The organism is Sphaerisporangium sp. NPDC049002 (assembly GCF_040649355.1).
Classification (GTDB): Bacteria; Actinomycetota; Actinomycetes; order Streptosporangiales; family Streptosporangiaceae; genus Sphaerisporangium.
Genome location: NZ_JBEZFH010000013.1, coordinates 64,929 through 71,503 on the forward strand (window position 1 = coordinate 64,929; position 6,575 = coordinate 71,503).

General features: G+C 68.2%; 5 protein-coding genes. 3 read left to right on the forward strand and 2 right to left on the reverse strand.

What is annotated here, in order from left to right:
- Positions 1–267: 267 nt before the first annotated feature.
- A complete protein-coding gene (locus AB0B89_RS05345) occupies positions 268–2,520 on the reverse strand; it encodes a PxKF domain-containing protein (protein ID WP_358548444.1) in 2,253 nt (750 codons plus the stop codon).
- 399 nt (positions 2,521–2,919) lie between these two features.
- Between AB0B89_RS05345 and AB0B89_RS05350 the strand changes: the two genes are divergently transcribed.
- The 3 genes from AB0B89_RS05350 to AB0B89_RS05360 all read left to right on the forward strand — a co-directional run bounded on the left by AB0B89_RS05350 (position 2,920) and on the right by AB0B89_RS05360 (position 6,191).
- Positions 2,920–3,498 carry a helix-turn-helix domain-containing protein gene (locus AB0B89_RS05350; RefSeq protein ID WP_358548447.1) on the forward strand — a complete coding sequence of 193 codons (579 nt, stop codon included), beginning with the start codon at positions 2,920–2,922 and terminating at the stop codon, positions 3,496–3,498.
- A gap of 141 nt (positions 3,499–3,639) precedes the next feature.
- Entirely contained in the window at positions 3,640–4,521 is an 882-nt protein-coding gene (locus tag AB0B89_RS05355; protein WP_358548449.1) for an SDR family NAD(P)-dependent oxidoreductase, read from the forward strand.
- A 134-nt stretch (positions 4,522–4,655) separates the two neighbouring features.
- Entirely contained in the window at positions 4,656–6,191 is a 1,536-nt protein-coding gene (locus tag AB0B89_RS05360) for a S8 family serine peptidase (RefSeq protein WP_358548452.1), read from the forward strand.
- Positions 6,192–6,329: 138 nt separating this feature from the next.
- Here the strand turns inward: AB0B89_RS05360 and AB0B89_RS05365 are convergent.
- Positions 6,330–6,575 (reverse strand): lytic polysaccharide monooxygenase (locus AB0B89_RS05365; protein WP_358548454.1); only part of this gene is annotated, 246 nt, incomplete at its 5' end.

Genomic DNA, 6,575 nt, shown 5'->3' on the forward strand with positions numbered 1-6,575 from the left:
AACTGGATGTCGATGTCACCACACAGGAAGTCATCGCAGAGCCCGCCCTTGTGGGAAGGGCGGGCTCCGCCCGAAAAGGGCCTCGCTTCGCTCGGACTGCGCTTATTGGGGCTCCCGCGTTTCGGGGGTGTGGGGGCGGAGCCCCGCACAAACCCGTAGTCCTCGCTCCAGCGCCTCAGCAGCGCGACCCAGTCAGGCACGATGACTGCGGGGCCGGGGAGCGGGGCACGATGCCGGCTCCGTTCCCCGGCCGGGGTCGTATCGCGGTTACTTCAGGGTGATGGTGGTGAAGTGGCTGCTGCCGTCATTGAGCTTCAGCTCGAACGTACGGCAGGTGCCGGACCAGCTCTTTTCGGTCTTCCATACGTAGTTGTACTGACCGTCTTCGTAGCTGAGCTTCGAGTTCCCGGGGCCGCTGGTCGGCTCGGAGGCACCGGTCGCCTTCCCGGTGTCGCAGGCCACCGGCTGGGAGACCGGGTAGCCGGCGGCGATGACGCCCAGGCCGCGGTTACCGCCGAGGCCGAACTTGATCGGTACGGCGCTGTTGGCCTTGCCGCTCATCGTCGCCGGGAAGTAGGCCTGCCAGGGATAGACGACCTGGTAGGTGACCTTCTTGTCGGCTGCGTTGCCGGCCTTGTCGGTGGCGTTCACGGTGAACTCGTGGAAGCCCACGGTGGAGGTGCCGAGCGCGCTGCCGTCGGGCACCGTGCCGACACAGGTGGCAACCCCGGCCAGGTTGTCATCGCACCGGTAGGACGCGGTCGCGGCCGTCCCGAGCTCGAAGACCGCGCCATCGGTCGGCCTGATGAGGGAGATCGTCGGCTTCGTGAGGTCGACGGTCATCTTCACCGCCAGGTCACCGGCGATCGACACACCCCGCTTGTCCGCCACCCGGCCGTCGACGGTGGTGGTGAAGTCACAGGTGGCGTGCGGGAGCACCGCCTGCAGTCGGCCGTCGGCGCCGGTGGTGCCCAGGTCACGCGGACCGTTGCCGCAGTCGGCCCGTACCGGCGCCCCAGCCAGCGGCTGATCGCCGTCGGAGACCGCGGACACCGTCACCGCGTTAAGCGCGTTGTGCGCCACCGCGCCGCCCACGACGTCAAGGGTGATCTGCAGCCGCTCGGGGCTGATGTTGTCCATCGTGTCCGTCGGCTTGTGGTACTGCGGCTCGGTGACGTACGACCCACCGGTCGGACCGCAGACGGCCGGCGGGGCCGGCGGGCGGTAGTCGAGCCAGATGAACAGCGAGGACGGGATGCCCACGTCGAAAAACGCCTGGTGGTCGCTCTGCCCGAGCCTGCAGTTGCGCAGTCCGTCGAAACCGACGCGCGCGCCCGCGTTGTAGGCCTCCTGGACCACGTAGTTCGACTGGCCGTTCGGGGTCAGCGCCCACAGCCGGGCCGGCTCGTACGGCGTGCCGACCATGTCCATCTGCCACTCGCCGACGAACCGCGTCTTCTCCGCCGCGGTCAGCGTGTTGACGTACGCCCTCGCGCCGAGGAGGCCGCCCTCCTCACCGCCGAAGCCGCCGATCCGCAGTTCCTTGTCCAGCGGGTACTGGCTGAGGACCCGGGCGATCTCCAGCGAGACGCCGTTGCCCGAGGCATCGTCGTGGGCGCCGGGGGCACCCAGCACCGAGTCGATGTGCGCGCCGACCATGACGATCGGAGCCTTGGTGCCGTCCGGGTCGCCGACCGCGTGCCGGATGCCGATGACGTTGGTGCCCATCGGGTTCACGTACTGGTTGGTCGTGATCCGCAGCGTCAGCGGGCCCTTGTCCAGAAGGTCCTTGATCCAGGTGGAGTGTGCGCTGCCGCCGCCCATCACCGGGATGTTCGGCTGGGCCGTGGTGAGCGTGAACGACGGCGGCGCGTTGTTGCCGGTCGCGTAGGCCAGGATGACCGCGACAGCGCCCAGGCTCGCCGCGTTGACCACGGCGGTGTTGCGGACCGACGCGGTGGTGCTGTAGTCCATCAGAACGATCTTGCCCGCGGTGTCGGCGGGGAAGTCCGCGGCGGACTGGCCGGTCTTGGCGTAGACGACCTGCCCCTCCACCGCGGCGTCATTGCCAGTGAACTTCGCGCTGGTCGACGCGGCCATCTGCCAGTTCGGTCCTCCCGGCAGGTCGGCGTTCGGGGACGTGACCTTCGCGACGTTCTTGGTCGAGACCGGGCCCCATGACTGAAGGGCCACATCGAAGCCGTAGGACTTCAGGACGCCGCCGATGTACTCAGCGCCCTCCCGCTCCTGTGGCGTGCCGTTCAGCCGCGGGCCGATGTTCACGGCGAGTTGCCGAATATGGTTGACGGAGTTGGCCGAGTCGAACTGGTCGATGATCTCGTGGTCGTAGTCCTTCAGCAGGGCGCTGGTCGCAGCGGCCGTCAGGTCCGCGCCTGACGATCCCTGGGCCGGGACACCGCCGCTGGCGGCGGACACGGTTCCGAGCGCCAGCGCCGCCGCCAAGCCGCCGACGACGGTAAGTCGCCTGAGCCGACGGGGATGGTCGAATGAACTCCCCATAGAGGAACTCCCTGGTACTGGCGGACGTGGAGGTCCGCGTGGTGTCCTCGTCCTTGGGTCGCAAGGGGAGGGCAAGGTTCGCGATTAGTACCAGGTGGTTAAAATAAGTGTCAATAGGTGCATTACCCTGACAAAGTTCACCGCTGCCGGAAACTCGCCCTTTCCCGTCGGGGGAAGGGCGCGGCGACCCGCCGGCACCTACGGGCGCGGGACAGTGGTCGGCTGCCGAATCACGAGACAGGCCCGCGACCTGCGAAGGCGGCTTGAGCTTCCCCGCAGGCTCGGTACGCGACGAGGAGCATCGGCCGAGCCTTGGTGATCGAGACGTGCGTTGATGAGGAGTCGTTGCTCGAATCGGCGCCTCGCGGCCCTTGACCGGCAAGCCGTTAGGCTGTGCCCGTGACACCCAGTGCTGAGCGGCAGACGGTGTTGCGCGCGGACGCCGCACGCAACCGCGCACGGGTGTTGAAGGTCGCCCGCGAGCAGTTGGCCGCAGGCGACGACTCACTGATGCTGAACACCATCGCCCGGCTCGCGGGAGTGGGCGTCGGGACCGTGTACCGGCATTTCCCCAACCGGCACGCGCTGCTGGAGGTGCTGCTGGCGGAGCGCTTCCAGCAGCTTGTCGACGAGGCGCGGGCCGCGGCGGCCGACGAGGACGCCCTTTCGGGGCTGTGCCGTCTTCTGCGTTTCGCTCTCGGACGCACGCTGGACGACGCCGGGTTCGCAGCGGTGCTCGAATCCGCCAGCGACGCCGACGCACAGACCTCGGCGATGAAGGTCGAGCTGGACCGTGCCGTCGCGGAGCTGCTCGACCGTGCCCGCCGCGCGGGCGCCATCCGGCGGGGCATCGAGGCGGACGATGTCCGCCTTCTGCTCTGCGGCATCGAGCACGCGGTCCGCTCCGGTGGCAACGACGCGGAGCGTGCCGAGATCTACCTCGACGTCCTCCTTGAGGGCCTGCGCCCTCCGCGCTGACAGCAGCCTGAAAGCCGCAGCTTCGGAGTTCGTCGCCGCACGCCCGCTTCCGCTAATCGGATGGCCATCCACTTATGCTACGGTCTGAGCATCAAAGCGGATGGCTATCCGGTAGCGTTCGGGCCAGTGGAGGGCAGGACCATGGGCAAACGGGCGGTGGTGACGGCGGGGACCGGAGGAATCGGCCTGGAGACCGCGATGAGGCTGGCGGCGACAGGTCACGCGGTGACCGTGATCGGCCGGAACGCCGAGCGGGGTGCCCGCGCGGTCGAGAGAATCGACGCGGTGGCGACCGGGCCGGGGGCGAGGTTCGTCGCCGCCGACCTCGCGTCGCTCGACTCCGTCCGAGGGCTCGCCGCCCGGCTCGCGGCGGAAGGCCCGCTGAACGTCCTGGTCAACAATGTCGGGGCGATGTTCGCGGATCGGCAGCAGACGGTGGACGGGATCGAGGCGTCGTTCGCCGTCAACCACCTTTCCCCGTACCTGCTGACCGAATTGTCGCTGGAGCCGCTCCGGGCCGGAGGGCCGAGCCGGATCGTGAATGTCACCTCGAGTGCGGTCCGGACGGCCAAACGCTCCTTCGGCGCCGTCGAACCGCCGGGTGGCTACTACGGCTTTCACTGGTACGGCCGAGCGAAGCTCGCCAACCTCGCCTACACGCTGGATCTGGCGGAGCGGTTGCGAGGCACGGGCGTCTCGGTCTTCGCGGCTGATCCCGGCGGCGCGGCCACCGCGATGACCGACGACACCGTGTGGTCGCCGAAGATCGTCTCGCCGGGGCTGCGGCTGCTTTGGCCGCTGGTCCGGCGTACCTTCGCACGCGCCACGTCCGGCTCCGCGGCACTGGCCGCACGATCGTCGGTTCTCGCGGCGGCCGACGACTCACTGAACGGGCGGACCGGCCTGGTCATCGGACCCGAGGTTCGTCCCGTCGCGCCCTTCCGCCCCGCCACCGACTCCCGAACGGCCGAGGCCGTCCTCCGGCTCAGCCGGCAACTGGCCCCTGCCTTGGTGAAGTCTTGAAAAATTCAGGAACGGACTGTTACCGTCACCAATCAACTCTAAAGGCTTGACTCGGGGCGATTTCGGGCTTTCCAAATCGGGGCCGGCCAGACCGCGGCGATGGTGCCGCGGCATCACCGCTCAAGGAGCAACCCATGCAGCATGCCCTGCCCAAGCGACGGCTCGCGGCCACCGCCGCGGCGTTTGCCATGGTGGGTGCCACCTTCCTCGGAGGCGCGATCGGTTCGGCCAGCGCGGCCATCGCCGACGAGCCGACGTCGACACCCGTCAACGCGGACATCCCCGACGGGATGCTCATGAGCTACGTCGTCAACGCCCGGATCGCCAACCCCGGCCAAACTCGTCTCGTCGAGCGCGCGGTCGAGGCGGCCGGAGGTGTTGTCGTCCAGTCCTGGCCCGAGATTGGCGTGGTCGTCGCCCACGCCGACCGCGCGGCCTTCCGCGCGAACGTCACCGCCAAGGGCGGCAACGCGGTCGCCTCCGTCGGCGCCACCCGCACGGCCGGGGTCTCCGAGGGGACGCCGGTCGACCTGGCCGCGCCATGGGGCCCAGGCGCCAGCGGGTACAAGAAGGGTGCCAAGAAGCCGGTCAACGGAGACATCCCGTCCGACCCGCAGCCTAGCGAGAGCCTCGACCCCAATGAGGGGGTCCAGTGGGACATGAAAATGATCAAGGCCCCCCAGGCGCAGGCGATCTCAGACGGCAACCGCAACGTCCTCGTCGGGGTACTCGACAGCGGCATCTCGCCGACACACCCGGACCTCAAGGCCAACATCGACGTCGCGAACTCGGTCAACTGCACTAACGTCGGCCGTCCGGATCAGACGCCGTTGGCTTGGCGCCCGACGACGAGCGACCACGGTACACACGTCGCCGGCACCATCGCCGCCGCCCGCAACAACATCGGCATCGTCGGTGTCGCGCCGAACGTGCGTCTGGCGGCCGTCAAGGTCGTCAACAACGACGGCTACATCTACCCGGAGTACGCCATCTGCGGCTTCATGTGGGCGGGCCTGAAGCACATGGACGTCACGAACAACTCCTACTACGTCGACCCGTTCGAGTTCTGGTGTGACGACCAGCCTGACCAGGCCGCCAGCAAGGAGGCCCTCCGGCGCGCCGTGGGGTGGGCCACCAAGCAGGGCGTCGTGAACGTCGCTGCTTCGGGCAACTCCAACTATGACCTGGCCAACAAGACCGTGGACACGGGCAGCCCCAACGACGCGCCGAAGCCGACAGTGCGCACGATCAACAACCACTGCAACGACATCCCGGCTGAGTTCGACGGTGTCGTGACGGTCGGATCCCTCCAGCGCGTGGGCACCACGTTGGACAGCGTTCGGTCGTCCTTCTCCAACTACGGCCTCGGCAAGATCGACGTCGTGGCTCCCGGCTCGTCGATCTACTCGACGACGTGGAACACCCGGACCGGGGCCGACGGCTACGGCACCAAGAGCGGTACGTCGATGGCGAGCCCGCACGTCGCCGGCGTCATGGCGCAGATGAAGTCGGCGCACCCGTCCTGGTCGCCGGCCGAGATGATCCGTGAGCTCAAGGCACGGGCCGAATCCAAGTCGTGCCCGCAGAACAACGCTGCCTGCGTCGGCACCGTCGACGACAACGGCTTCTTCGGCGCTGGAGTCGTCGACACCCTCGCCGTCGTCAAGTGAACTGACCCTGGTATCACCTAGGTGACACCACCGCGCTGGGCTTGCACCCCTATGAGGGTGCAGGCCCAGCGCCATATCCTCCGCTCGTGATCCGCGGAAGGGCCCGCCGGGGCGCGGCCGGCGGGCCCGGTGCCGGGATCAGGCCACGAAGTTGACGTCGCTGCACATGAAGAACGTCTGGTCCATGTGCGAGGCCTGCCAGATCATGTAGACCACGGCGCGGCCGCTGCGCCCCGAGGTGCTCAGGTTGACCGAGTAGTACTGGCTGGGAGTGTACTTCCCGGTCTTATTGTGAACACGAACGCGGGAGGTGAGAAGCGATAGCGCTTCGCTGAACGCGGTGCTGTGTGAGAGATGGAGGTTTGTTGGCCCTCCAGAGTCGCT